At 40.7% G+C, this 25,239-nt stretch carries 17 protein-coding genes; 9 read left to right on the plus strand and 8 right to left on the minus strand.

Annotation, left to right across the window (positions count from 1 at the left end; genetic code table 11):
- Nucleotides 1-320 precede the first annotated feature (320 nt).
- The 5 genes from FLM47_RS02625 (at nt 321) to rlmB (ending at nt 6,307) form a co-directional block, all read left to right on the plus strand.
- On the plus strand, nt 321-1,424 hold the full coding sequence (locus FLM47_RS02625; RefSeq protein WP_178954988.1) for a sensor histidine kinase: 1,104 nt from the start codon (nt 321-323) through the stop codon (nt 1,422-1,424).
- Nucleotides 1,421-2,035, plus strand: coding sequence for a DNA-binding response regulator (locus FLM47_RS02630; RefSeq protein ID WP_178954990.1), 615 nt, complete (start codon nt 1,421-1,423; stop codon nt 2,033-2,035). The genes FLM47_RS02625 and FLM47_RS02630 overlap by 4 nt, the downstream gene beginning before the upstream one ends.
- A gap of 129 nt (nt 2,036-2,164) precedes the next feature.
- Nucleotides 2,165-2,899, plus strand: a complete 735-nt coding sequence (locus FLM47_RS02635; RefSeq protein ID WP_178954992.1) for an enoyl-CoA hydratase/isomerase family protein — start codon at nt 2,165-2,167, stop codon at nt 2,897-2,899.
- 208 nt (nt 2,900-3,107) lie between these two features.
- Entirely contained in the window at nt 3,108-5,567 is a 2,460-nt protein-coding gene (rnr, locus tag FLM47_RS02640; RefSeq protein WP_178954994.1) for a ribonuclease R, read from the plus strand.
- Nucleotides 5,564-6,307: a 23S rRNA (guanosine(2251)-2'-O)-methyltransferase RlmB gene (rlmB, locus tag FLM47_RS02645; protein WP_008112440.1), complete on the plus strand. Its 744-nt coding sequence runs from the start codon at nt 5,564-5,566 to the stop codon at nt 6,305-6,307. Before rnr ends, rlmB begins: the two co-directional genes overlap by 4 nt.
- Before the next feature lie 84 nt (nt 6,308-6,391).
- On the opposite strand, the gene FLM47_RS02650 is transcribed toward rlmB, so the two are convergent.
- Nucleotides 6,392-8,548, minus strand: coding sequence for a TonB-dependent receptor domain-containing protein (locus tag FLM47_RS02650; RefSeq protein ID WP_054202296.1), 2,157 nt, complete (start codon nt 8,546-8,548; stop codon nt 6,392-6,394).
- A gap of 192 nt (nt 8,549-8,740) precedes the next feature.
- The gene (locus FLM47_RS02655; protein ID WP_008465324.1) at nt 8,741-9,598 is read right to left on the minus strand and encodes a LysR family transcriptional regulator; all 858 of its coding nucleotides are present in this window, start codon (nt 9,596-9,598) and stop codon (nt 8,741-8,743) included.
- A 126-nt stretch (nt 9,599-9,724) separates the two neighbouring features.
- Between FLM47_RS02655 and FLM47_RS02660 the strand changes: the two genes are divergently transcribed.
- The 4 genes from FLM47_RS02660 to gcvP all read left to right on the plus strand — a co-directional run bounded on the left by FLM47_RS02660 (nt 9,725) and on the right by gcvP (nt 15,036).
- Nucleotides 9,725-10,324, plus strand: coding sequence for a hypothetical protein (locus FLM47_RS02660; RefSeq protein WP_008465326.1), 600 nt, complete (start codon nt 9,725-9,727; stop codon nt 10,322-10,324).
- 119 nt (nt 10,325-10,443) lie between these two features.
- A complete protein-coding gene (gene gcvT / locus FLM47_RS02665) occupies nt 10,444-11,526 on the plus strand; it encodes a glycine cleavage system aminomethyltransferase GcvT (RefSeq protein WP_008112433.1) in 1,083 nt (360 codons plus the stop codon).
- 76 nt (nt 11,527-11,602) lie between these two features.
- Complete coding sequence (gene gcvH, locus FLM47_RS02670; RefSeq protein WP_008112430.1) at nt 11,603-11,992, plus strand: glycine cleavage system protein GcvH; 390 nt, start codon at nt 11,603-11,605, stop codon at nt 11,990-11,992.
- Nucleotides 11,993-12,144: 152 nt separating this feature from the next.
- Complete coding sequence (gene gcvP, locus FLM47_RS02675) at nt 12,145-15,036, plus strand: aminomethyl-transferring glycine dehydrogenase (protein ID WP_178954996.1); 2,892 nt, start codon at nt 12,145-12,147, stop codon at nt 15,034-15,036.
- Nucleotides 15,037-15,189: 153 nt separating this feature from the next.
- On the opposite strand, the gene FLM47_RS02680 is transcribed toward gcvP, so the two are convergent.
- From FLM47_RS02680 to FLM47_RS02705, 6 genes are all read right to left on the minus strand, one after another.
- Complete coding sequence (locus FLM47_RS02680) at nt 15,190-15,873, minus strand: TIR domain-containing protein (RefSeq protein WP_178954998.1); 684 nt, start codon at nt 15,871-15,873, stop codon at nt 15,190-15,192.
- A gap of 4 nt (nt 15,874-15,877) precedes the next feature.
- On the minus strand, nt 15,878-17,305 hold the full coding sequence (locus tag FLM47_RS02685) for an SIR2 family protein (RefSeq protein WP_218648493.1): 1,428 nt from the start codon (nt 17,303-17,305) through the stop codon (nt 15,878-15,880).
- A 105-nt stretch (nt 17,306-17,410) separates the two neighbouring features.
- The gene (locus FLM47_RS02690) at nt 17,411-18,103 is read right to left on the minus strand and encodes a M48 family metallopeptidase (protein ID WP_178955000.1); all 693 of its coding nucleotides are present in this window, start codon (nt 18,101-18,103) and stop codon (nt 17,411-17,413) included.
- Nucleotides 18,100-21,420, minus strand: coding sequence for a type I restriction endonuclease subunit R (locus tag FLM47_RS02695; protein ID WP_178955001.1), 3,321 nt, complete (start codon nt 21,418-21,420; stop codon nt 18,100-18,102). Before FLM47_RS02695 ends, FLM47_RS02690 begins: the two co-directional genes overlap by 4 nt.
- 28 nt (nt 21,421-21,448) lie before the next feature.
- Nucleotides 21,449-22,735 carry a restriction endonuclease subunit S gene (locus FLM47_RS02700; protein WP_178955003.1) on the minus strand — a complete coding sequence of 429 codons (1,287 nt, stop codon included), beginning with the start codon at nt 22,733-22,735 and terminating at the stop codon, nt 21,449-21,451.
- Nucleotides 22,728-25,238: a class I SAM-dependent DNA methyltransferase gene (locus FLM47_RS02705; RefSeq protein ID WP_178955005.1), complete on the minus strand. Its 2,511-nt coding sequence runs from the start codon at nt 25,236-25,238 to the stop codon at nt 22,728-22,730. The genes FLM47_RS02700 and FLM47_RS02705 overlap by 8 nt, the downstream gene beginning before the upstream one ends.
- Between the last annotated feature and the right edge of the window lies 1 nt (nt 25,239).

Genomic DNA, 25,239 nt, shown 5'->3' on the forward strand with positions numbered 1-25,239 from the left:
CTTGTCACTTTTTTTGGCTATATTAGCATTGCTTTTACACTCAGAAGATGAATTTTTCTATTTCATGACAAATGTCAGCCAAGTTAATGACACTTCACACTCTTATATATTTTATCTAATGGCATAGTTACTTTACTTATATTGGAGGGTGTTATGAATTCCTTAATTTTAATAAGCTTAAGCATTAGCGACTTTGTAGAAACACTAAGTTTAACTGCGACTTATGAAGATTGTTTTATGTTCGCATTCATTTTTATGTTATTAATATTTATTAATAAAAATAGTGCTATAAACAAAAACAATAGGCCAGAGGTATTAGTATGAGTTCGCTAAGTAGCTTTTCTCAACAAACGGATAAAACGTTTTGGAAGTATGGCCATTTAATTTTTACCGGCTTTTATTTATTGCCATTAATTATTAATTTTGACCAATTTACAAAAAGCCAAATGAGCCTATGTTTAGCTTTTTATATTGCTTTTATTATTTTGTACATAAAAGCAATTAACTGCAATAACACAAAAATTACCCCCTTATTTTTAGCCTTGCTCGCCATTTGTTTTAGCGCCACTTTTTTTACCTCTGGCACACCTACTTTGTATGGTTTTGTTGCTTATGTGGCAGGGTATAGTTATACCCAAAAGCAGCGGTATTATGCCGCATTAGCCATTATAGTCGCGCTTTTTACAAGTTCGTATTTAAGCGATATAGGAAAGCTTCAGTACTTTTTGGCTGTGGCATTAATATTATGTGCCGCCTTATTTAGCTATGGAATTGCAGCAAAAAGAGAGCGCGAACATAAAAAGCGCGAACAAGAAAGCGCAAAGCAATTGGAGCAACTAGCAGCCATTGCTGAGCGTGAACGCATAGCCCGAGATTTACATGATATTTTAGGTCACTCACTGTCATCAATAGCTTTAAAAGCTGAACTTGCGAATAAACTAAATCAAGGTGAACGATACGCGCAGGCTAATAACGAAATAGCCCAAGTAGCAGATCTTGCAAGACAGTTACTGAGTGATGTACGAAACGCGGTAAGTGATTTAAAGCAGCTCAACTTAAACAGCCAAATAACACAGCTAAAACAAACACTCAAAGAGCAAGGCTTTAACATAAAATTTAACGTTAATTTAGCGACGTTACCTGCCAAGGTTGAGGGCATTGCGAGTCTTATTATTAAAGAGTCAGTGACTAATTTATTACGCCATAGCAGCACAAAAATCGGTTCTATTAATATAGAACAAACAAAGCGGCAATTACTTATTGCCGTTATTGATAACGCGCCATGCACCACATTAAAAGCGGGAAATGGTTTAAATGGCATTAAAGAGCGAGCAGAGCAATTAAACGGCAGTGCAAAATTTACCTGTGGCGATACATTTACTTTAAACGTTGTACTGCCATTAAGTGCTGAGGATTTAAAATGATCAAAGTATATTTAGTTGAAGATCAAGCGCTGGTGCGCGACGCAGTTGCCGCTTTATTAAGCCTCGACTTTAATATTGAGGTAATTGGTCAAGCATGTAATGGGCGAGATGCGTTAAATGAAATCAGCGCGCTTAGTAAAGACTTACATCCAGATATCATTTTAACGGATATAGAAATGCCAAGCATAAATGGCATTGAGCTTAGTGAGCAAATAGCCGCTAAATATCCTGCAATTAATATGGTAATTATGACCACTTTTTCACGTGCTGGTTATATTAGGCGCTCTTTGAATGCGGGTGTTAAAGGTTTTATTTTAAAAGAAGCACCTAGCGAAGAGCTAATAAACGCGTTAAAAAAAGTAATGCAAGGGCAAAAGGTGATTGACCCAGAACTTGCCATTAATGCCCTAGACGATGCCGACCCACTCACAGATAAAGAGCGTAAAGCCTTAAAGCTTGCAAGTGATGGCTTAAAAACCAGCGAAATAGCAAAGCAGCTCTATATAAGTGAAGGGACAACGCGCAATTATTTATCTGATGCGATTGCAAAGCTCAATGCCACAAACAGGATAGATGCAGCGCGTATCGCTCGGCAAAAGGGGTGGTTATAAATAGCTTCTTTGATGATTACAAAAATAGGCACTTTATAAATTTTATACAACGTATTACTATTCAGTGCATAACTATAAAAGTAACGAAAAGTGCTAAAAGCGCAGCTAAATGCACTCAAAGAGGCTCGAATGACCGCATTAATAAAGATTACCACTGAGCAAAACGTGGCAATACTTACCATGAATACCGCTGAAAACCGCCATAACCCTAGTTTTATAGCTGAACTTAATCAACACTTAGATAGCATAGAAGCCAATGGCGATATTAACGCCGTAGTATTAACCTCAAGCAGCGATAAAAGCTGGTCATTGGGAATAGATTTACAGTGGATGGCAATTTCAGATAACACGCCTACAGTTATTGCTGATTTTATGAATTCGATAGGGCAGTTATTTAAACGCATAGTGACGTTTCCTATGCCTATCATTGCTGCACTAAACGGTCACACTTATGGTAATGGCTCGGTATTGGCATGTGCCTGTGATTTTCGGTTTATGAAATCGGACAAAGGCTTTTTCTGCTTTCCTGAAGTTGATGTACTGGTACCGTTTGTACCGTCTATGTTTCCGATTATTAATAAAGCGATTAATCCTCAATTTTTTAACCGCTTAGCTATGACTGGCGAGCGTGTTGATGCGCAAAAATTGTTACAACAAAATGTGGTAGAAGCAATTTTTGCTGATGAGCAAGCCTTGCAAGCGGGTGTGTTAGAGTTTGCGCAAAGCTTTAATAAAAATCGTTGGATATACGCTCAAAACAAAACCCAAATGAACAAACCAATACTCGATGTTATGGCTGCACAAGACTCGGCTTTTATTGAAAACATCAGCACGCTATTGTGGAAGAAACTACAGCAAAAGTAAGCTGTTTTTATAAAAGTGAGTAAGCATAACTACAGTTAATTTACTCACTTTCATGTGCATTAATTAAGTAGGTGTTAAGTGTTATTTAGCTACATTGCTACAAAATGCAAAAGCTAATAACGCTTTATTAAAAGTTTAATGGCTTTTACCTGTCTCATTTCGAGTATATGAGTTAAAATGCTTACATAACCAACTAACAAGATAGTGAATGTCAAACCAAGATCCAAATCTCAGTCGAGAACAAGAAAAGTACGAAAACCCAGTCCCTAGTCGTGAGTTTATACTTACTCACCTTCAAGAGCGTTCAAAACCTGCTAATTACACGCAACTATGCGAAGAACTCGCGGTCAACGATGAAGAACGACAAATAGCATTTAAGCGCCGACTTCGTGCCATGGAGCGCGACGGGCAATTGTATTTTAATAAATTTAAATGTTATGCCCTGATTGACGAAGCCGGTTTAACCAAAGGCAAAGTTGTCGGTCACAGAGACGGTTTTGGCTTTTTAGAAGTTGAAGGCGAGAGCAAAGACTGGTTTATTGCCAAGCATCAAATGAATATGGTGCTACATGGCGACATTGTTCTTGCGAAAGGCACTAAGCGTGGTTCAGGCTCAAAATGCGATGCCCGTATTATTAAAGTGCTTACTAATGAGCGAGCGCCTATTGTTGGCCGCTATTTTGTTGAGCATGGTATTGCTGTGGTGGTTGCTGAAGATCCGCGCATTACCCAAGATATTATTATTTTACCGGGTAACGAAAAAGGCGCACGCCACAACCAAATGGTGCAAGTGCAAATAACTCAAAATCCAAGCCGCAATATGAATGCGGTAGGTAAAGTGATTGACGTACTGGGCGAGCATTTAGCGCCGGGTATGGAAATTGAAGTTGCGCTGCGTAATCACGATATTCCACATGTGTGGCCTGAAGAAGTTGAGCAGCAAGTTGCCCACTTAGGTGAATTTGTTGAAGAAGCCGATAAGCAAGGCCGTGTTGATTTACGCGGCTTACCACTTGTCACTATTGATGGCGAAGACGCTCGCGACTTTGATGACGCTGTTTATTGTGAACCTAAAAAATCAGGTGGCTGGCGTTTATGGGTAGCCATTGCCGATGTATCCCATTATGTAGGTATGAACACGCCGCTTAACAAAGAAGCGATAGAGCGCGGTAATTCAGTGTATTTCCCTGAGCAAGTTATTCCAATGCTGCCAAAAGTATTGTCTAACGGTTTGTGTTCGCTTAACCCTGAGGTTGATCGCCTGTGTATGGTTGCAGAAATGACCGTATCGCAAGAGGGTAAGCTGTCGGGCTATAAGTTTTACGAAGCACTAATGAATTCGCATGCTCGTTTAACCTACACCAAAGTAAATGCCATTTTACAAAATGACGAAAAGCTCCGTAAAGAATACGCAGCTGTAGTGCCACATTTAACTGACTTACAGCAAATGTACATGGCATTAAAAGCAGCACGCCAAGAGCGTGGTGCAATTGAATTTGAAACACTCGAAACTCGTTTTGTATTTAACGCACAACGTAAAATAGAATCTATTGTGCCGGTTATTCGTAATGATGCGCATAAGCTGATTGAAGAATGTATGATTTTAGCTAATGTTTCGGCGGCTAAATTACTTGAGAAACACGAAGCAAGTGCATTGTTTAGGGTACATGATGAACCCGATAGCGAAAAACTGGGTAACTTTACTCAGTTTTTAACTGAGCTAGGTATTGAAAGCACGCTAAGCGACGAACCCACCCCGAAAGAAATTACTCATGTATTGGCTCGTTTAGGGGATCGTCCTGAAGCTGAACTTATTCAAACTATGCTGCTGCGCTCAATGAAGCAAGCGGTATATCAGCCAGATAACATAGGTCACTTTGGTTTAGCATTATCGGCCTACGCACACTTTACCTCGCCAATTCGCCGTTACCCCGATTTAGTGGTACACCGTGCAATTAAAGCGGTATTAAAAGCGCAAGGTCAACAAACGTCAGGTGAATACGCTTACAGCGATGATGAAGTCGATCAACTTGGTGAGCAGTGTTCTACCACTGAGCGCCGCGCAGACGATGCCACCCGTGAAGTAGCCGATTGGCTAAAATGTGAATACATGCAAGATCATGTAGGCACGGAGTTTAACGGGGTTATTTCATCGGTTACTAATTTTGGTTTATTTATTCGTTTAGATGATTTGCAAATTGATGGATTAATTCATGTTACCAATTTAGGTGATGAATACTTCCAACATGATGCGGCTAAACATTGCTTGGTGGGTGAACACACACATACGGTTTATCGTTTAGGCGATAAAGTAACTGTACAAGTTGCCTCGGTAAGCTTAGATGATCGCCGAATTAACTTAACGCTTAAAGGCGATGTGGCTCAAGATCGTTATGCGCGTCGTCGTGCGCCAAAAAAGAATGCCCCAGCAAGTGTTCGCTCGCAACTTAAAGCCGGTAAAATACCGGGTAAAAAGTCAGCAAGCGACAGTAAAAAACCAAAAAGTGGAAAAAAGCCTGCAAGTAAAGCTAAGGCAGCGGGTAAATCTAAAGTAACAGCGGATGACACCACCGCGAAGAAAAAAACCAAAAAGAAAGCGGTCAAAAAGCCTAAAAGACCAGGTAAAAATGCCCGTAAACGTAGTAGCCCAGGAGCAAACAATTCGTGAGTAATGAATTAATTTTTGGCTTTCACTCTGTTGAAGCAATTTTAGCAAAAGAGCCAGAGCGCTTTATAGAAATATACGCCCTTAAGGGACGTGATGATAAGCGTCTATCGCCTGTGATTGAGCAAGCGCGTCAGTTTGGTATTTCAGTACAGTTTATGCAACGAAAAGCGCTTGATAACAAAGCGAAAGATGAACAGCATCAAGGCATTATTGCCAACGTAAAAGCGGCGCGAGTGTTTAATGAAAAAGATCTCGATGAGATCATTGAACGCGAAGACACGCCATTTTTACTGGTACTTGATGGCATTACCGATCCGCATAATTTAGGTGCTTGCTTACGTAGTGCCGATGCAGCGGGCGTACATGCGGTGATTGTTCCTAAAGACAAATCAGCAAAGCTTAATGGCACAGCACGTAAAGTAGCCTGTGGCGCAGCAGAAACGGTACCGCTTATTCAGGTAACTAACCTTGCACGTACATTACGTGAAATAAAAGACGCGGGCGTTTGGGTTGTAGGTACTGCCGGTGAAACCGACACACATGTATTTGATGCCAGCTTAACAGGCCCAATGGCGATTGTGATGGGTGCTGAAGGCGAGGGCATGCGCCGCTTAACACGTGAGCATTGTGATGTGCTCGTTAAAATCCCAATGGCAGGCACGGTTTCAAGTTTAAATGTATCGGTAGCAACCGGCATTTGTTTATTTGAAGTGTTACGCCAGCGCGCAGAAACAAATTAAGCCTAAGCTAATCACATAGGCATTAAAAAGCCGAGATTGATTACATCAATCTCGGCTTTTTTGTACTTTTAAGTTAGCGCTTTATTAAAAGCTGTAAGAGTAACCCATTTGTACTGAGCGTGGCTTACCAGGTTGAATACCGCCATTTGCGCGGTTAGCAATGTAGGTTTTATCAAACAGGTTATCAACGCTTAGGTATACTTTTTGATTTTCATCAATTAAGTACTTAGCAGCTAAATCCCATACAACACGACTATCAATCGCATTTAAGCCTGAGTCAGAAAGGTCAGCATGTGCATCCGATACGTAACGTATTTGGCTGTTAACAACAAAGTTATTCACTTCGGCACCAAATGATAAAGCAACTTGGTTTTCTGGTACGTAAGGCATTGCATCGCCTTTTTCTACAGAGCCCCAAATTTCTGAATCAAATGTGTTTTTAAACTCTGAATCAGTGTAGGTGTAAGTCAGTTTAACTGGGAACGCAACTGATGCAGTATTAAACGTTCGACCAGCGCTAAATTCAAAGCCCGATACTTCTACTTCACCGTAGTTGTATTGGTCGCCAATGTTATCGTCGCTACAACCTACTGCAGCAGTACAGTTACCATGCATGTTGTCGTAATCAGAGTAGAATGCAATCACTTCACCGTTAAAGCCGTTTGCATTAAAACGAGAACCAAACTCAATGTTGACGCTTTCTTCTTCGTCTTGGTCTGCATTGCCTGGCGCTGCGGGTGCATAACCTTTTTGAATGCCTGCAAGTAACGTTACGTTGTCGTTAAGTGTGTAAGTAGCACCTAAAGACGGTACTAAAATTTCAGTATCGTTTGAAATGTCTTTCGTTAAGCCTTGGCTACGAGTTGGATCTGATTTAGCCCATTCTTCACGGGTAATAGTAATGTCTTCATAACGCAGACCTGCACTCACTACTAATGCATCCATTGTCCATTCGTCTTGAATAAATAGGGTGCTTGCTTTTGCGCTGTCTAAGCGATTGCTATTAGAGCCAGGTGCGCCTTGCGAAGTAAGAGTCATGCTTAAATCTTGATTAAGCGTGTATTTGTCTTCCCACTGGAAACGATCCATTTCATCTTCGTGGTAACGTACGCCAACCGTAATGTAGTGATCGCCCGCTGGAATGTGTAATTCAGACTGCACGCCTTTGGCTTGGTAGTCGCGGTTATTAGCTTTAACACCTATGTTTTCGATGCCTTCAGCCGTTGGGTTTGCTTCAAATTCACTGTATTGCTCAAGGTAGCTTTCGCTTACTTTACTGGCTTTGTACCAGTTACGGTGGAAGTCATTTAGATAAGCGGTTGCTAAAAATTCGTAACCTTCACCAAAGCGATATGCATAGTTTACTTGGTATGCATTGTGACGAGTGTTCATCTCATCGTTTTGCGATGCCGCATAACGACGGTTAGGATTTTCTTGGTAATCGGCGTTAGTTAAGCCCATGTACGTTTCGTCTGATGTTTCTTCAGAGTACTTAGCTTTAAACTCAATGTTGTGGGCATCGTTTTCACCAAAGGTATGGCCAAATTTTACCAGTACGTCATTTTTTTCAAAACCAGTGTTGTCATCGCCTACAGGTAATTCTTTAAAACCATCAGCGCCGTAAGAAAACACTTCAATTAAGCCAGCAGTGTTATTTTTTTCTTTAGCGAAGTAAGCGTGACCTTTATAGTAACCATCGCTACCAAGTGCCGCGTCAACCATACCCATAGAGCTATTTGCTTCAGTTGGTAAGCTGCGAGAAAGTAAATTTAATACACCACCGGTAGTGCGCGGGCCATATTTAACTGAGGCAGCACCTTTTAATACTTCAATAGATTCCATACGACCCATAGTCGGGAAGTAATAAGCCGATGGTGCAGAATAAGGAGCTGGTGCAACGAGTACGCCGTCTTCCATTACTGAAATTTTATCGTTACGGCCAGTACCTGTGCCACGCATACCAATGTTAGGACGCAGACCATAGCCATCTTCTTCTTGAACGTATACACCTGGTACTGATGCTAATACGCGAGAAATATCGGTAAATTCGAATTTTTGCAATTCTTCATCAGAGATAAATGTAGCCGATCCTGGAATATCGTTAATTGCTGCTTGTGAGCCAATAACGGTAATTTGTTCAAAGTTGCGTTCAACGCCGCCGGCATCTTTTGCCATTGCTGTAGCACTTAAAGACAGCGCTACGGCTGCAGTTAACGAGGAAACTAAAAATTTATGTGACATTGATTACCCTAAAAATAGTTCAACTACTAAAATTGGCGTAATTTAAACATGTTAACGAATGAGAATCAATATTATTAAGTTTTAGTTATATTTACATTTGCCGTAAAAACACGCTATTTTTATAACATTTTTAACTAAGTGTTTATTCTAATCTTATAAAATTAGGATAATGTATTGGCTGGTGGCGGTTATTTAAGCAGTGGGATAGCCTAAGCGCAGCTTAATAAATTCGGCGAGTTTAAATACCGCGTTTTCAGGTTCGCTGGCGGTTTTTACTAAACTAATACCTATGCTACCAAGCGCAGGTAAATGTTTAGTGTGTAAGTGATAGGCTAAATCGTTAGGTACGGTACTTTTTGCGAGCACTGTTATACCTAAGCCTTCTTTTAATGCGGCAATTAAACCGGTTAAATCGGCATTACTGTAAACAATACGATATTTAATGCCTGCTTTTTCAAGCGCCTGAGTTGCTCTGCGTCGATAAATACAGCCCTCAGGGGCGGTCACTAAGGTTACGGTTTCATTTTGTGCCAGTGATAGGTCGCCCACCCACACTAATTGGTCTTGAATAAAAATAGGGAATTTTTCTGAGTCTAGTTGCTCGTTAAGCGCTAACACTAAATCAAATTGATCTTGGCGCTCATCAGAGAGTAGGTGTTTACTTAAACGTGATTTTACTTCAAGTGATACCTCAGGGTAGAGCGCTACAAAATCGCCAATAATGGAGGGCAAAATACGCGCGGCAAATTCGCTAGGGATCCCCAAGCGCACTTTACCAGTTACACTTTCTGAGGTGAACAACTGCAAAATGGCATCGTTATGCTGCACCATTTGCTTTGCCATCGGCAGTAATAACTCGCCATATTGGTTGAGCACTTGTCGTTGCCCCTGCTTTTTAAATAATTTATAGCCGAGTAAGTCTTCTAAGCGTTTTACTTGTAAGCTCACCGCAGGTTGCGAAAGGCCAAGTAAATCGCCTGCTTTGGCAAATCCACCAACCTCAACCACCATAACAAAAGTTCGTAAACTGTCGGTTGAAATATTTTTCATATTTAAAATTACTATTTATATGGCTATATATATAAGTATTATTTATCAATTGATAAGTAATTACAATTTGTTGTTGTAAGGCTTGCGCAATATACTTTTGCTATTAAAGATTGATAGGTATTTGTTATGACTTTTAACCCGATTATGTTTGCCCGCCATAGCAACGCTAACAGCGCGGTTATAAATGCCTTACAAGCCGATAGCAGTCACGTTGTTATTGACTTTAGTGGTAGTGAAGCATCGGTATTTTTAAGTGCTATTTTAGGTCATGACCTCACCAAACTTACCGCTAGTGGCTTTGGCTTTAAAGGCACACTGGATGGCGATTTAAATTCTGATTTTAGCTACGCCGTTTACTACTTTAGCGAAACCGCCTTTCGATTTGTACTTCCAGTTAATGCTAGCCTGCAATTACAAGCGCTCATTAACGAGCAGCAGCTTAGATACGATATAGACTTTGTGGTACGCACCGACTTAGCGACCTTTACTTTAAAAGGCGACAATGCATTTGATACCTTAGTTGAGGCATTTAAACTAACCCCAGGGTTACGCCTTGCTGACGCGCAGCTTTGCTATGGCGCGCAAAGTGGTGATGTGTTTGTTACTGCAGTAGATCAAAACAATGAACAGCAGTTTATTGTTATTGCTAAAACGGCCACGCTTGATAAGTGGCAACAGTATATGCAGCAACAGGGCTTTAGTGTTACCAACACTCAAGCAGCCTAACGGGTAAAAAGTTAAAGATTACAATTTGGTAGGCTTAATAATGGCTACCATGTTATTCCCCCTCATTTAATTGAGGCCACGCCCACACACATGGGTTAATTTAAAAGTGAAGGAATATTATGACTTCTAAAACAGTATTACATGCAAAGCATCTTGAAGCCGGCGCAAAAATGGTTGATTTTCATGGCTGGGAAATGCCAATTAACTACGGCTCACAAATAGAAGAACACAACGCCGTACGTAACGATGCGGGTATGTTCGACGTATCACACATGACCATTGTTGATATACAAGGTGAGCAAGCACAAGCATTTTTACGCAAGCTAGTAGCTAACGATGTTGCTAAGTTAACCGTACCAGGTAAAGCGCTTTACACTGGCATGCTTAACGAGCAAGGCGGCGTAATCGATGACTTAATTATTTACTACTTTAGCGAAACATTTTATCGCTTAGTGGTTAACTCAGCGACCCGTGAAAAAGATTTAGCACATTTGGCTAAGGTGTCGAGCGATTTTGCTGTAACGGTTACTGAGCGCCCAGAATACGCCATGATTGCGGTTCAAGGCCCTAATGCACGTGCTAAAACAGCCCAGGTATTAAACGCAGACCAGCAAGCTGCAGTAGAAGGCATGAAGCCATTTTTTGGTGTTCAAGCCGGTGATTTATTTATTGCTACAACAGGTTATACTGGCGAAGACGGTTACGAAATTGTAGTACCAAACGAGCAAGCCGCCGATTTATGGCAGCAATTGCTTGATGCCGGTGTAGCGCCTGCGGGCTTAGGCGCGCGCGATACACTGCGTTTAGAAGCCGGTATGAACCTTTACGGCCTAGATATGGACGAAAGCGTATCACCACTGGCTGCTAACATGGCATGGACTATTGCATGGGAACCAGAAGATCGTGACTTTATTGGTCGTGATGTTTTGGTAAAACAACGTGCAGAAAAAAGCACTCACAAGCAAGTAGGTCTTATTCTTGAAGAAAAAGGCGTGCTACGCAGTGGTTCTAAAGTAATTGTTGATGGTGGCGAAGGTGTTATTACATCTGGCACATTCTCACCAACATTGGGCTATAGTGTTGCATTAGCACGTGTACCTCGTTCAACCGGCGACACGGCTCAAGTAGAAATGCGTAAAAAATTAGTTAACGTAAAAGTTGTTAAATCGGGCTTTGTACGTAACGGTAAATCAATAATCTAAATAATTTGGTTATACCAATAAATAAGTTAGCCTTATTCATTGGTATTCTCCCAATCTAAACCAAAGGATGAAAAAAATGAGCAATATCCCTAGCGAGTTAAAATACGCACCTTCACACGAGTGGGTTCGTAACGAAGGCGACGGCACTTACACTGTTGGTATTTCTGAGCATGCGCAAGAGCTGCTTGGCGACATGGTATTTGTTGAATTACCAGAAGTAGGCGACGAAGTAGATGCTGGCGAAGACTGTGCAGTAGCAGAGTCAGTAAAAGCGGCATCAGACATTTACGCGCCAATCAGTGGTGAAATTGTTGCCATTAACGAAGAGCTAGAAGATGCGCCTGAAACAGTAAACAACGACGCATACGGCGACGGTTGGTTATTCCGTATTAAAGCGTCAGAAGAGTCTGAGTTAGATAATTTATTAGACGCTGAAGGTTACGCGCATACAATTGACGAAGACTAATCGTTAATTAATAAAAGCCCCTCTATGTTAAAACATTGGGGCTTTTATGATTAAAGCGCTTATTTTTCCATACAAAGTAAGCAGCTAAATCATCACATATTTTAATCAATACTAGTTACCCATTAGTATTTGGATCATAGGAATCTGGACACATGTCAAACGCCAAATCTCTTGAACAATTAGAGCAAAAGCAAGATTTTATTCGCCGCCATATTGGGCCAAGCCCAGCGCAAGTAAACGACATGCTTAGCGCTCTTGAAGTATCGAGCGTTGAAGAGCTGATCGGTCAAACTGTACCTGCTGGTATTCGTCTTGAGCAAGGTCTTAATATCGGCGAAAGCCGCACCGAAGTTGAAACACTAAGCTACTTAAAATCAGTAGCAAGCAAAAATAAAGTTTTCAAATCGTATATTGGCCAAGGCTACCACCCAACTCACGTACCGCACGTAATTTTACGTAACGTACTTGAAAACCCGGGTTGGTATACAGCGTACACACCGTATCAGCCAGAGATTGCACAAGGGCGTTTAGAGTCACTATTAAATTTCCAGACTATGACCCTAGATATTACCGGCCTAGATTTAGCAAGTGCCTCACTGCTTGACGAATCAACCGCTGCAGCCGAAGCTATGGGCCTTGCAAAACGTGTATCTAAAGCTAAAAAAGCCAATGCGTTCTTTATTGCCGACGACGTACACACGCAAACCATTGACGTAGTGAGCACCCGTGCAGAGCAATTTGGTTTTGAAATTATTGTAGGTAAAGCCGCCGATGCTGTTAACCACGATATTTTTGGTGCGTTATTCCAATACCCGTCAACATCAGGCGAAATTGTTGATATAACTGACCTAATAGCTGGCGTACAAAGCAAAAAAGCGATTGCCTGTGTAGCTGCCGATATCATGAGCTTATTACTATTAAAAGCGCCAGGTAAATTAGGCGCCGACGTAGTACTGGGTTCAGCGCAGCGTTTTGGCGTACCTATGGGTTACGGCGGTCCACATGCTGCATTTTTTGCAACACGTGATGCGTACAAACGTTCATTACCGGGTCGTATTATTGGTGTATCAAAAGACCGTTTAGGTAACGATGCATTACGTATGGCAATGCAAACTCGCGAGCAACATATTCGCCGCGACAAAGCCAATTCAAACATTTGTACTGCGCAAGTATTATTAGCGAACATGGCTGCGTTTTATGCGGTATACCATGGCCCGCAAGGCTTAAAAACCATTGCACAACGCATTCACCGTTTTGCTGATATTTTAGCAACTGGCTTAAAAGCAAAAGGTGTGGCACTTAAGCACACTACTTGGTTTGACACATTAACAGTGGTTGATGAAAACAAAGCCGACGTGATTGCGCGTGCTGTAGCTAAAGGTGTTAACTTTGCTACTAACCATGCAGGTGAATACTCAATTTCAGTATCTGAAACCACAACCCGTGCAGACGTTGCTGAGTTATTTGATATTATTTTAGGCGAAGGCCATGGCCTAAGCGTAGATGCGATTGCTGCTGATGTTGAAGCAAATGGCAGCGACTCTATTCCTGCAAGCCTAGTGCGTGATGATGAAATACTAACGCATCCAAACTTTAACAGCTACCACAGTGAAACAGACATGCTTCGCTATATTAAGCGCCTTGAAAACAAAGATTTAGCACTTAATCATTCTATGATCTCGTTAGGTTCATGTACCATGAAACTAAACGCGACCGCTGAAATGATCCCAATTACCTGGCCTGAGTTTGCTAACCTTCACCCATTCTGCCCGCTAGACCAAGCAGAAGGTTACCAAATCATGATAGGCGAACTACATGATTGGTTGGTTAACATTACCGGTTACGATGCCGTATCACTACAGCCAAACTCTGGCGCACAAGGTGAATACGCAGGCCTTATCGCCATTCGTAAATACCACGAGTCACGAGGGGACGCGCACCGTAACGTATGTTTAATCCCAAGTTCTGCACACGGTACTAACCCAGCATCGGCACAAATGGCCAGCATGAAAATTGTGGTTGTTAACTGTGATAAAAACGGCAACATCGACATGGAAGACTTAAAAGCGAAAGCTGAAGAAGTCTCTGAAAATCTATCATGTGCCATGGTAACGTACCCATCTACCCACGGTGTATACGAAGAAACGATTCGTGAGTTATGTGAAATTGTTCACCAGCATGGTGGCCAAGTTTACATGGATGGCGCAAACATGAACGCGCAAGTAGGTGTTACTAGCCCAGGCTTTATTGGCTCAGACGTATCGCACTTAAACTTACACAAAACCTTCTGTATTCCACACGGCGGCGGTGGCCCAGGTGTTGGCCCAATTGGTGTTAAATCGCACCTTGCGCCATTTATGCCAAACCACAGCGTAATTAACGTACCAGGTACTAATGAAGGAAATGGTGCAGTATCGGCAGCGCCTTACGGCTCTGCAGCTATTTTACCTATTTCATGGGCTTACATTGCTATGATGGGCTCTGAAGGCTTAAAACAAGCGACAGAAATGGCGATTGTAAATGCTAACTACTTAAGCAATGAGCTCAGCAAGCACTTCCCAATTTTATACCGTGGCCGTAATAATCGCGTTGCTCACGAATGTATTATTGACCTACGCCCATTAAAAGAAGCCTCAGGCATTACAGAAATGGACGTTGCTAAGCGCTTACAAGATTATGGTTTCCACTCACCAACAATGTCGTTCCCTGTAGCGGGCACATTAATGATTGAGCCAACTGAATCTGAGTCTAAGGGCGAGATTGACCGCTTTATCGAAGCGATGGTATCGATTAAAGGTGAAATTGATAAAATCATTTCAGGTGAATGGTCTATCGAAAATAATCCACTGGTATTTGCACCGCACACACAAGCTGATGTGTTAGGTAATGAATGGGACCGCGCGTATGACCGTTTTTACGCTGCCTTCCCAGTACCAGCAGTTGCTAAAGATAAGTTCTGGCCAACCGTTACACGTATCGATGACGTATATGGCGACCGTAATTTAGTATGTGCATGTCCTCCGATTGAGACATATCGCGACTAATTTTTGAATGTAGGTTGCGAATAAAAAATGCAACTATCGGAATTAAGTTTGCAACTCGAATAAAGTTTGCAACCGATAGTTGAATTTTGAGGTGGGTAAAAATGAAAAAGCGAACCAGAGATGGTTCGCTTTTTACGTCCGATAATTTGAATATCAAATTACCTTTGAAATGTTATAGCTATCTATGTCTTCTTTTATTTCAACTGCAATATCAAAATACAATGATGGGTTATTTGTAAAATTTATCCATTTTACAGATTGGATGTAAGAGTGCCGCCCTTTATAAACAGTTCCTCCAGTATGATCATTGCAGCCCAGAACTTCTGGTTCTCGTTTGTTGAACATGTTTCGGCTCATAATCCCAAATAAAAAATCTGTCATTAAAGTTGTGCAGTTACAACATGAGCAAGTATTATCTTTTATATAATATTCGTAAGACCCATTTTCATCTGGCAGAACTACAGCTAATATTGCGTTTGGACGACTGACTCGGCCATTTCTGGTTTTTACTTTAAGTGAATAGGATATTTCCCATGGAATCCATTGATCCGCCTCTGAGGTAAAGATACCCCAATCCTTCATTCCTTTGGATATAAAAACCAATGTAATACTGCTGTCGAAAATTTTACCCTTCAGACGAGTTTCGATAGTTGAGTCTTTAAAGTCGCTAAGATCTTCACCGTCACTTTCACCTTTGTATATCTCGTTATTTTCACCAAGAATTTCTTCCAGTTTATTTACATAATCTCTGACTTTAGTTGTTTTCCACCAACTTTCTAAAATATTTTCGACTTGTTCGTCACCATACTTATATGAGACAAATATTTTTCTTGCCATTACATCACTCCTTTGCCAAAGCATTCAATGTATCGATTGTTCTTGATATTAACTCTAGAGGATTATTTGTTTCGTACCCAAGTGCTTCATATAATTTTTTTAATTTCCCGTCGTCATTAGGAAAAATAGTGTCGAAGTCAGCCATAATCTCCTCCCAAATCTCTTTTGCAACGAAACCGCTGCAACCGATGGGTACAATGACTAATCCAAGCTCCTTTGCAATCCTATATTCTGCTAAAACACCTTCTGCGAAAATGACGTCTTCACCAATCTTTTTATTGCCCAGAATAAAAACAGCTATTCCAGCTTTCTCAATCAAATCGTAACGATATTGCTCCCATATTTTTTTACGCTCCGTCTCATCACTAATGTATTGAGGAAAGGGTCTCATGACTAATTTGTCTTCAAGATGAGAAAACTGTTTTTGATAAGCGGACTGAACTGCCCCGGAAATTAAAACATTCCCTATACCTAGTCCGACACCAGTTACAAGCTTATAGTTCTGGTCGATCAAAGCCTTACCTAGGTTGTGAAGTGCTTCTTCCGTGCTTGACTGTTTCCAAGCCCCAAAGTCAGCTGCACAACCAGATACAAAAACTGATTTGCGCTTATATAATCGATAAATATCGCTAAGTATCTCTGTGATTTCCTGATACTCATCGATGAAAATCACATTGATATGAAATCTTCCCAGGTCTTCTGCGAAGAGTTGTTGTTTTGTTTCTCCTCTGGCGAAAGACGCATCATTGGCATACTCTTTTCTGTTTTCGCGACGTAAAATACAATAATGGTTTCTTTGGTTATCCTCAAACTGCACTCGAATATTCGTTAAGACATGATGAAGATTAGGATCAGTGAAACTAAAGCCGATAAATAGAAATGTTTTTGATACTAAATCTCCAGATAAAGCTGTAACAAACGGCGCGTGTGATACAGGATACTTTTCATATTCGTTTCTTGTAAGCACCGTGTTGTTTGGAGTCTCGATGTCACCGTGCATTTTGTATAAGACAACGTCACGTTTAGGTTTGGTGTTTGCTAATTGCTCTTTCGTATATTTTACATCGACAACTTTGTTTTCTGTCTCAAAGGATTTTTCTAACAGTTTGTCGTAATTTGTCGTCCAATAGGTAGAAATAGGTAACGAGGCCAAGAGATTGTGGTTATCAGTAGGCGTATTCTCTGTTCCCATTTCATTTAGTAACTGTTGTGAAACGCGCTGACGATTAAACTGATTTACGTAATATTGTGCTAGACCAACTAGATCGTGTTCATCATCTACATCTAGTTTTAATTCTTTTACCAATGGGCGAAGTAAGCTTTTCCAATCTACATAGCCAGCACCCACAGATAAGCCGGCTCCAGCAAAAATAGCAGCATTACCGCTTTCGATCTCTCGCAAATATTGTTCAATAAAATGCTTAACTTCCATTTTTATATGTCCTTATTTAGTCTGTACACTGGCTTTAGCAGGTCTGGTTAGTGATTGAAGCGAGCTTCCATTCGTAACACCAGAATGGTTGTATCGTATTGAGGCTTATAAACCCTCAACATCCATACCATGCTCAGCCAACCACTTTTTTCGCTCTTTATAGTCGGGCATTGCACGTTCTACACATAACCAAAAATCAGAGGAGTGGCTTGGTTCAATCAAGTGGGAAAGCTCATGCACAACAACATATTCAGCAATTTTTGCGGGGAGTAATATAGTCTTCCAATGGAAATAAAGTGTCTGATTTTTACCACAAGACCCCCAACGATAACCTAGGTCACGTACTTTTACTGCTGAGAACTCAACACTTAAACGATTTCTAAATTCGTTAGCTTTTGCTTCTAACCACTTCAAACCTTTTGCTACATACCAATCGATGAATAGCTTTCGGGCACCCTCAATATTGCTTTTTGATAAATGAAAACGGCCATGATAAAACTTGAGTGGCTGTTCTTGTTCATCAACTAAGTTTAAGCGATAACTTCTGCCTAAATATAAAAAGCCTTCTCCTTGCACAAACTGTTTTTGACGCACGGTTTTATGCATTAAGGATTTTTCAGCAAGCTTTTGATAAATCCAGCTAAGCTTAGAGCGCACAAAATCTTCAAGTACATCGGTTTGTACAAATGGAGGTGCGGTAAGCAATAAGCTGCTATCTCTATCCACGGTTAACTGCATCGTTTTACGACCAGCACTGTGTTTAACAGGTATAACTAGGTCTTCAATAGTTAAGGTCATACAGCCTCTAATTTATAGCTATTGGCTTTAGCAAGCTCTCTAAGCTTATCAACCAAAGGTTCTATATGATCAAAGTCAAGTAGCTCAGATTCATACAGAGTTTCAAATAAATACTGCTCTAACTCTTCTTGTAAACCTAAACGATGAGGTTCCCAAAAACTAGTGGTGGTGATCTTATCTTGAATATGGGCAACCAATTTTTCAGTAAGCTCTATTAGTTGGGCTTCTAAGGCTAAATCAGGTTTGTCCTCACCACTTACTGCCACTTTTAACATGCGATAAAACGGAAGGTAATGCTCAGGGATGTCAGGCAAACCTTCTTCATGCTTGGTAGAGCCAGAACGCACTTCATCAATAATGCTTTGTAGCGCTTTGATCAATTCATCCCATTGGCCAGCTAAGTCTTCGAGAATCTGTTTTAGGTAGTCACTAAGTTTCACATAGTAAATAGGGTCTTCATCAAGATGTTTAGTTATGTGACTCTTTATTGCGTGCTCCATATCTGACGCGACTGCTTTTTTCTGTTCTTCTGGGTCAGCACAATAAGTTGCAACTTGCTCACGCACTTCATCTATACTTTTTTCAAAATGTGCATCTGTTAAGTTTACTGGCGCTACTTTAGGGTCACTACCCAGTGAAATAATATGTTCGTCAATTAAAGTACGAACCTTAGCACCAACATCTTTACCTATCACCATACTATCGCGATAACGCATTCTTGCACGGTTTTGTATCATCGCCAGTGCTTTAGCATCGCCAGCAAAAGGTAAGCCTTCAGGGCGTGGTAATACTTGTTCTAAGCTTTGTAAGAAGGCTTTTAATTTTACTGAAAACTCTTGGCGTAATCGTTCCGTGCTAAGCAATTGTACGCAAGATTCAATATCATCAAGCGATTCTATTCCTTTACTGCGGAATATATCGACGGCTCGAATATGACGCTCTCTAAGGGCTGGAACTTCGTCTTTTAAACTGCGTAACGCGCCTTCAACATCTTCGTCACTATAAGCTGCTAATGCAGCTTTAAGGTGATTCGCAACACCATAATAGTCCACCACAATACCAAACTGCTTGCCATATCCCGTACGGTTAACCCTAGCAATTGTTTGTAATAATTCCGCTTCACGAATTGAGCGATCTAAATACATCACACCTTCAATTGGTGCATCAAAGCCTGTTAACAGCATTGATTTAACAATTAAGAACGAAAGCGGATCTGTACCGGCCTCAGTTTGCTCAGCTTCAGCACCTAGTTCTTTATTCAGTAAAGGCTTTTTGAAACGTTCAATAGCTTTGTCTTGTTTGGCTCTATCTGTATGCTCAGCCCATTCTGGCCCATCGTTATTATCAGACGAGATAATGGTGGAAAATTCCATTCTGGCTAATACACTTTTATAACGCCATGCTTGGATCAACGCCTGTACTTTAGGAGACTTACGACAAAGGGTTTCGTTATCACAACCCTTTAACTCTTCAGGTAAGCGCTCAGCATCAAACAGCAACTTATCACGCGCATCTATAAAGGCTTTGTAATAGCGCACAGCAGCTAAACGACTATATGCCACCACTTGTGCTTTATAGCCATTAGGTAAAATATTGGTGACATAGTGACGCAGCATATCTGCTGCTTTTTCTTCAATTAGCAGTGTGGCTTCTAATACATTACCTTTAGTCGCATACTTCTTTTTAATGGCTTCGAGTTCTTCTTCACTTTTATCGCTAAAAAAGTCTTCAAATAACTCATCTAAGCTAGAGCCATCTTTTACTGCACCATTTACCGTGCGACCTTCATATAAAATAGGTACTGTCGCGCCATCAGCCTCGGCTTCTTTAATGGTGTACTTATCAATAAACTCACCAAACACTTCATGGGTGCGTTTTTTCTCACCCATAATGATTGGCGTACCCGTAAAGCCGATACGAGCACAGTTAGGAATACCTGAAAGCAAGTTAGCGTGTAAATCACCCGATTGTGTACGATGCGCTTCATCCACCATTACCAAGATATCTTCACTGGCATTGAGCAATTCAAAAGGGTCAGCTGCTTTGGTTTGTGACTCACGATATTTTTGGATCATCGCAAATACGATGCCGGGACCATCTTGCTTTAATAGGTTTTTAAGGGATCTATTATTGTTAGCAACCGAGACCATTTCATCGGTTAAAGAGGCTGTACTGGAAAGTTGTTTTTGTAGGTCTTTTCTGTCGGTAACTATTACCACTTTAAAGCGGCGTAAGGCAATATCTGTACGTAGTTTTCGGATCAGAAACATCATAGTTAATGACTTACCCGAGCCTTGGGTATGCCACACGATACCACCACGCCTATCGTATTCACCATCTTGTTTACGAGTTTTACCCGATAATAAGCGCTGAACAGAACGCACTACACCACGATATTGCTGATAACGACAGACCATCTTGATGGTTTGCCCACCTTGATGCACAAACAAAATAAAGTGGCGAATAATATCTAACAGAGATTCAGGCATTAACATACCAGCCACTAATCGCTGTTGCGCTGACAGGCCTGAAACACCTAGCTCTTTAGCGAGTGCTTTTTCACAACGCTTAGGCTCACTCTGTGTAGCAATAGTTTTCCAAGGTTTATAAAACTCAGCTCTTGCGCCAATAGTGCCCACTAAACATTGCTCAAAACTGGCGGCAATCATTAACTGGTTGGTATTAAATAACTGAGGAGCACCTTCATTATCTTCTACTTCACCGCCAGCAAAACGTTGGTTGGAATAACGGCGAAGCTGATTAATCGCCGCAGCCATAGGCTCGGCACTATCTGGATTTTTACATTCAATAACGACTAACGGAATACCGTTAACCAATAATACTAAATCAGGAATAATATGTTTTTTGCTGGTGTCATGCCCGGGAGGACATTTCACCTTAAACTGGTTAATTACCGTGAAGGTATTATTTTCTGGCGTATCCCAATCAATAAAATGAATACTACGGGCACGGCCACCATCCCAATCAGGCAAGCCATCAACAATAATGCCATTAGTTAACAACTCAGATGCTTTTTGGTTGGCCTCCATTAACTTAGAAGCGGCAACACGACTAATAGCCGATATAGCTTGGTTAACGCGCTGTTCATCAAGCCATTCAACTTGCTCACCGCTAGCTTGGGTACGCAAGTTAACCTTTACCAGTTGTTCGCGTAATGTTTGGGTTTGCAATACTTCAGCAAAGCTATCTCGGCCAGTAACACTAGCATCATCTAAACTGCCTTCAATATACTGCCAGCCTTGCGCTTGAAGCTGTTTAATCAATGGTAATTCTGATAGTAAATACTCCGGACCCATATCATTCATTCCTTTAATAAAGCTACTTTTAGCTGGCCTGTTGTTGGTTAATCAAATCGGTAACGCGGATTTTACCCGTAAGCAGATCATCCATTAGACCAGCTTTTTTGATCGTTAATTTTTCCAACTCAATTTTGAAATTAAGTATATTTTCTTCTAATGTCTCAACTCTTTCTGAAATAGCCTCTTGTTCATCTTTTGTATCGGGAAAGCAAGTAACAACTTTTCTAAATTCACTTTGCTTAATACCTAGAGCTGTACTCCCAGAGGCCTTCTTTAAGACTCCATTTTGAAACTGTTCTGATAAGAGCCTTTGTTTAAGAAATCTTGAATCAATATTACTTTTAGCTTGTAAAATAATTAAACGCTGAGCAAAAGCAAGTTTTTCTGTTGTTCCTATTTGAGCAACCATACCTAGTGGTGCTTCAGTCGTAAAAAGAATATCTTTTTCTTCAGGAATGCCACGGGTCATCCATAAGTCATAATCTTGCTCTGCTATAAACTCTTTAGGATCTTCTTGAATAAAACCTTTTCGTACATTCTTGGCCGTAATCAACCTAATGCCTAAATCAACTTTAGTCGGAGTTTTTCCCCGATAATCAATAATATTTTCCAAAAAAGACTCAATAGAGCCAACTTTCCAGTCCTTAGGAATCCAACCTAACTCAGAAGATTTATATAATTCGGGGGAGTCCTTATAACTAGGACGGAGCTCTCCGCTTCCATCAATACCGCGAGTTAACATATCATGTAACATGCCTTGCTTTACTTGTTGTAACTTAGCAATCATAGCTTCAGTTTCGCGGATTTGATTATCTAAAGTATCTAAAATATCAGCAATTTTTTGACTTTCTTTTTTAGTAACAATAGGAACATCCCACCCTAAAGTTTCTTTAGGTGATGCACGCGTATGACTGTTAGTAGAACCAATGGCTATTTTAGTTAGTTTTTTCTTGAAATAACTACTACCAAAAAAATGCTTCCAAAAAGCTAAGACTGTATTGTCATCAATAGGGGTATAGCAAATAAACTCAGTTGAGCAGCAATGGTTATCGCCCTCTATAGGAAAAACTAAAGATACACGAGATTTTCTAGGATTTAGCTTTGAAACTAAAACACAGGGGTTATAAATCTCAGTTTTATTACTCTCAATATTGCCTCCAAGTTCGAGAATTGGCCTACCTGTTTCATCAAAAGCAGGAATACTATGGTGATGCCACAGTGCATGCGGCTGTGCATTAGGCATAACACTTAATGTGTTTATTCGAAATACACTAGAAAGAGGCTGAGTCTCAAAAAATAACTTATTAGACATAACCTAACCCCGACAAATAATCATTAAGTGCTTTGGCAGATTTATTTCGCGAGGACTCTATTTGAGTCAAAGTAACTTGATATTTCTCCCACCAGTTTTCGATGGTAGCGATGAGTTGTTGACGCTCGGTGGCAAGGTAACGCTCAACGATTGTTAACATATCTTGATAGAGAATATTAAGAATCAACTTGGCCGCATCGTCTGAGCCTAATTCATCAACCTTGGTATTTAGCTCACTTTCAAAGGCTTCTGTTTTTGCCTTTAAGCTTTTGGTGACTTTCGTTCGCTGCGATTTCTGGGCTTTAATTTGCTTTTCAATACTAGCAACTTCTTCAGCTGATAGTATTTCAGTACTATCACCTTCATCGCTATCGTCATCATCTTTAGGTAATTTGGCCGATAATACTTTAATAGAACCATCTAGCTCTGTTTTTTGCTGCTGTAAATTTTGCAACTCAGATAAAAAACCATCTAATAAAAAGCGAACAAGCTTGTGCTCTAGTGGGTCTGATTTACTTTTTCCGTCTTCCATTGCAGTAATAATACTAGTACGCCAAGCATCAACTACGCCTTTAGAGTCACGTGCAATTAAGGTTAAAAAGTCATAGCGCTGTTGATACCAAAATGCCGCTATCATACCGCTCACCTGGGCATCACTTAGCATGCCGATAGGCTTTAAGCTCTCAGTAAAACTGTTGATTAACTCTTTGCGCAATGCTGCATATTCTTTGTTTTTGGCAAGGGCGGTAATACTGAGTTTGTGGTTACTCCACCAGGTATCAAAGGCATCACGCATGGCTTGCTCTTGGGCAATAACATGGGTGTTTTCATTCACAGTGGTTTTAATAGCTTGTTTAGTATCAATAACAGATGTGAATTCTTGATAGCCGTTTTGACCAGCTTTAGGGGTAAAAATATCTTCAGGTTTTAAGCCTTGAGTATCAAATAACGCTTTTTTACTGTTTATTTCACTATCAGGAATACCGCCTAATAAATGTGCTTTTACATCATGAGGCTCTGGCGATGGTGAGTTATCAGCATAACGGCGAATGTTTAGCTTATAGCCTTCCTCGCCTAATTTATCATTACTAACAATGGCAGCAAGGCCAGGAATATCTTGTTTTAGCTCATTAGTTTCATAGGCTTCAAATATTGACGCAATGCGCTCAATATGTTCAGGCATTAAGTAGTTTTGTGCTCGGCCTTCAAAATATTCTCTGTCAGCATTAATAAATAAGACCTTGCCTTGCATGTGTTCGGGTTTACCACTAACTTGATGAGCTCCTTCAGCCACTTGCTGTCTAAATATCATGATACAAGCTGGAATACCTGTTCCGTAAAACAAGTTAGGTGGCAGGCCAACAACAGCTTCAAGCAAGTCATCTTCAATAATACCAGCTCGAATGCCTTGCTCTTCACCACCACGGAATAACACACCATGTGGTAAAACAGTCGCCACTCGGCCACCTTCAGCACAGACTGCAAGCATATGCTGAACAAACATTAAATCAGCTTTTTTTGCACCTAATGGAACTTGCCCATATTTAAAACGTTCTGGATGATTTGGCTGGTAAACTAACTGCCCATCTTCATCGGTTTCTTTAGTACCAAAGCTAATAGAAAACGGTGGGTTAGTGAGAATACGATCAAACTGAATTAATTTACCATCACTAGTTTTATGGCGTGGATGCTCTAAAGTATCGTCATTCTCCAAGCTATTGGTTGTTAAGCCGTGCAGCAACATATTCATTTTGGCAATAGACCAAACTGTACCAGCCGCTTCTTGACCGTAACAATCGAGACGGTAACCATCACCACCTTGTTCATCGATATATTCTTTTGACGCAATGAGCATACCGCCAGAACCACAACAAGGATCGTATACTTTATGGGTTTGTTCAGGTTTCATTAATCTCACCATTAAGCGCACTACTGAACGAGGCGTATAGAATTCTCCGCCTTTTTTACCCGCAGAGTCAGCAAAATCACCAATTAAATACTCATATGCTGCACCTAGTAGATCAGGGAATTCAAAATCTTGGTTACGCAACCTGTGTTTATTGAAATGGGTGATTAGTTCACGTAGCTTGCGATCTGGCATCGCACTTTTACCAATTTTACGGTTAAAGTCGATGTACTCTAATACGTCTTGAAGTGAGCTATTACCTTGCTCTAAACCACCAAGCGCTTCATTTAAGAAATTACCCACATTTTTATGAGCTTCATTGACTAGGTGATCCCAGCGTGAAGTCGGAGGTACATAGAAAGTCTTTTTGTACCACATTTTGGTTTCGGCAATTTCTTCAGCTTCTGCTTGGCTTTTACCTTTTGCAAGCTGCTGCTTGATAACTTCTTCACGGCGCTCTTCAAAGATATCTGAACAGCGCTTTAAAAACAGCATGCCAAAAATGTATTCTTTAAATTCTGACGCATCCATCTTGCCACGCAGTATGTCGGCGGCATTAAAAAGATGTCTTTCTAGTTGGGATAGGGTTAATGGCATT

This window comes from Pseudoalteromonas sp. Scap06 (assembly GCF_013394165.1).
Taxonomy (GTDB): domain Bacteria; phylum Pseudomonadota; class Gammaproteobacteria; order Enterobacterales; family Alteromonadaceae; genus Pseudoalteromonas.

Coding starts and splice junctions, on each gene's coding strand:
- FLM47_RS02625 (WP_178954988.1), top strand. CDS start 321: ATGAGTTCGCTAAGTAGCTTTTCTCAACAAACGGATAAAACGTTTTGG.
- FLM47_RS02630 (WP_178954990.1), top strand. CDS start 1,421: ATGATCAAAGTATATTTAGTTGAAGATCAAGCGCTGGTGCGCGACGCA.
- FLM47_RS02635 (WP_178954992.1), top strand. CDS start 2,165: ATGACCGCATTAATAAAGATTACCACTGAGCAAAACGTGGCAATACTT.
- rnr (WP_178954994.1), top strand. CDS start 3,108: ATGTCAAACCAAGATCCAAATCTCAGTCGAGAACAAGAAAAGTACGAA.
- FLM47_RS02650 (WP_054202296.1), bottom strand. CDS start 8,548: ATGTCACATAAATTTTTAGTTTCCTCGTTAACTGCAGCCGTAGCGCTG.
- FLM47_RS02655 (WP_008465324.1), bottom strand. CDS start 9,598: ATGAAAAATATTTCAACCGACAGTTTACGAACTTTTGTTATGGTGGTT.
- FLM47_RS02660 (WP_008465326.1), top strand. CDS start 9,725: ATGACTTTTAACCCGATTATGTTTGCCCGCCATAGCAACGCTAACAGC.
- gcvT (WP_008112433.1), top strand. CDS start 10,444: ATGACTTCTAAAACAGTATTACATGCAAAGCATCTTGAAGCCGGCGCA.
- gcvH (WP_008112430.1), top strand. CDS start 11,603: ATGAGCAATATCCCTAGCGAGTTAAAATACGCACCTTCACACGAGTGG.
- gcvP (WP_178954996.1), top strand. CDS start 12,145: ATGTCAAACGCCAAATCTCTTGAACAATTAGAGCAAAAGCAAGATTTT.
- FLM47_RS02680 (WP_178954998.1), bottom strand. CDS start 15,873: ATGGCAAGAAAAATATTTGTCTCATATAAGTATGGTGACGAACAAGTC.
- FLM47_RS02685 (WP_218648493.1), bottom strand. CDS start 17,305: ATGGAAGTTAAGCATTTTATTGAACAATATTTGCGAGAGATCGAAAGC.
- FLM47_RS02690 (WP_178955000.1), bottom strand. CDS start 18,103: ATGACCTTAACTATTGAAGACCTAGTTATACCTGTTAAACACAGTGCT.
- FLM47_RS02695 (WP_178955001.1), bottom strand. CDS start 21,420: ATGGGTCCGGAGTATTTACTATCAGAATTACCATTGATTAAACAGCTT.
- FLM47_RS02700 (WP_178955003.1), bottom strand. CDS start 22,735: ATGTCTAATAAGTTATTTTTTGAGACTCAGCCTCTTTCTAGTGTATTT.
- FLM47_RS02705 (WP_178955005.1), bottom strand. CDS start 25,238: ATGCCATTAACCCTATCCCAACTAGAAAGACATCTTTTTAATGCCGCC.